Annotated in this window: 2 protein-coding genes; both read right to left on the bottom strand. The window is 75.4% G+C overall.

The window, feature by feature from the left end:
• Window positions 1-18 precede the first annotated feature (18 nt).
• On the bottom strand, window positions 19-594 hold the full coding sequence (locus ABZS51_RS42665) for a low molecular weight phosphatase family protein (RefSeq protein ID WP_355454045.1): 576 nt from the start codon (window positions 592-594) through the stop codon (window positions 19-21).
• 2 nt (window positions 595-596) lie between these two features.
• On the bottom strand, window positions 597-1,704 hold a 1,108-nt coding region (locus tag ABZS51_RS42660; protein WP_355454042.1), incomplete at its 5' end, for a DUF4012 domain-containing protein.

Here is a 1,704-nt window from a genome sequence, read left to right as displayed (position 1 = left end):
CCCCGGCGGAGACCGAGGTCAACACGCCGATTGGTGTGTGAGCAGCCGCAGCGGGACCGCCAGCGCCTCGGCGATCCGGCGTCCCGCGGCCCGGTAGGCCCACCGGGACCGGCCGTACGGGTCGGGGATGTCAGGTTCGTCGACGCGGACGAGGCCGCGCAGGGACGCGGCCTGTTCCACGAGTGTCCGGGCCCGGCGCGCGGGGTCGCGCTCCCGCGCGACCTGCTCGACGGGGACCTCACCGGCCAGCGCGCCGAACTCCGCGATCGTGAACGTCCGCGGCGCCGCCGGCAGATGCAGGGCCACGGCCGCTTTCCGGTGGGCGGCGGCCGCGGCCAGCACCAGGTCGGCCCCGGCCACCAGTGGGGCCGTCAGCGGCCGGGAGACGAAGCCGGACGGGTCGCCGCCGAGCAGCAGCAGCACGCGCACGGCGTTCCCGGGCATCGGCCTGCCGGGGACCGCGCGGGTTCCCGCGCTCCCCACCTCGAACGCCGGGCCCAGCGCCGCCCGGGCCAGCCGCTCGGCCAGCGGCGACCGGCAGAGGTTGCCCGTGCACACGAACAGGATGCGGAAGGCGTCCGTGGTGTCGCGCACGCTCAGCCCTGGGGCGAGGGGGACAGGCAGCCGCGCCGGTCCTGGAGGATCCGCGTCGTCTGCGGCCGCACGAGCGGCTGCACCGGCACCTCCGGCGCCGCGGCGGACGCGGGCTCCATCAGCAGGAAGTCCACGGTCCGCGCCTGGCCGGGGGCGAACTCCAGCACCGTGGAGTAGACGGGATGCGACCGCTCCACCTCCCGGATGGGCTCGATCCGTTCGCCGTCCACGCGAACCTCCTCCGCCCTGGCGCCCACACCCGCGTACAGCGACACCCAGAGCAGCGTCGAGCCCTCGGCGTGGCGCTGGTCCGGCGCGTCGAGGCGGGTCGTCACGTACTCCGGCAGGCTGCGGCGCGGCACGTCGTTGTCCAGCCGCACGCGGACGCGTGAGGCGCGCCACCCGCTGGGGCTGCACCGCCCGAGCCGGTACTCCAGCGAGCGGTTCAGGTAGTAGTCGAGCTTGTTGCCGGCGGAGTTGTTGACGACCAGCCCGGCGAACGGCCCGGGGTCGCGCGGCAGGACGCCGCCGAGCGGGGTGGCGGCCAGACGGCGCTCCTCGGCGTCGTGGCGGCTCCAGATCTGGATGCGCCGCTCCTCCACCATGCGCGTCAGGACGGACACCGCCCTCAGCGCGTCGGGACGGGCCTGGAACATGGCCTCGCTGACCGCGCCGGCGATCCGGATGAGGAACCGCTTGCGCCGCTGCGGGTCGTCGAAGCGGGCGTAGGCCTCCCGCTCGGTGAGGTCCACGACGTTCCGCGCGGTCACGACCGTGCCGTCCGGCAGCTTGACCGGGCCGATGAGCTCCAGCAGGCGGGACAGGCCGACGGGGTCGGTGGCGATCGCGCCGTCCAGGCGCTGCCCGGTCTGCCGCTCCCACAGCCCGGCCCACGTGGCCGCCGCGTACGGGAAGTGCGGGGACAGGTTGGAGATGGACAGCATCGAGAGGGCTTCGCGGCCGTAGCGGGCGCGGTAGGCACGGCCGTGGGCGGCGACCGGCACGGGGCTCTGGGGCAGGCCTACGTTGGAGGAGAGGCGGTCAATGCCGATCTTGCCGTGTCCGGCGCGGAGGATGCCGAAGGCGCCGACCAGGCCCCCGGTGCCGCGG

Origin of the sequence: Nonomuraea sp. NPDC005501 (genome assembly GCF_040605905.1) — a bacterium.
Lineage (GTDB): Bacteria > Actinomycetota > Actinomycetes > Streptosporangiales > Streptosporangiaceae > Nonomuraea.
Note: the sequence above shows the minus strand (reverse complement) of the source record. Positions and strands in the feature narration are given on the sequence as shown.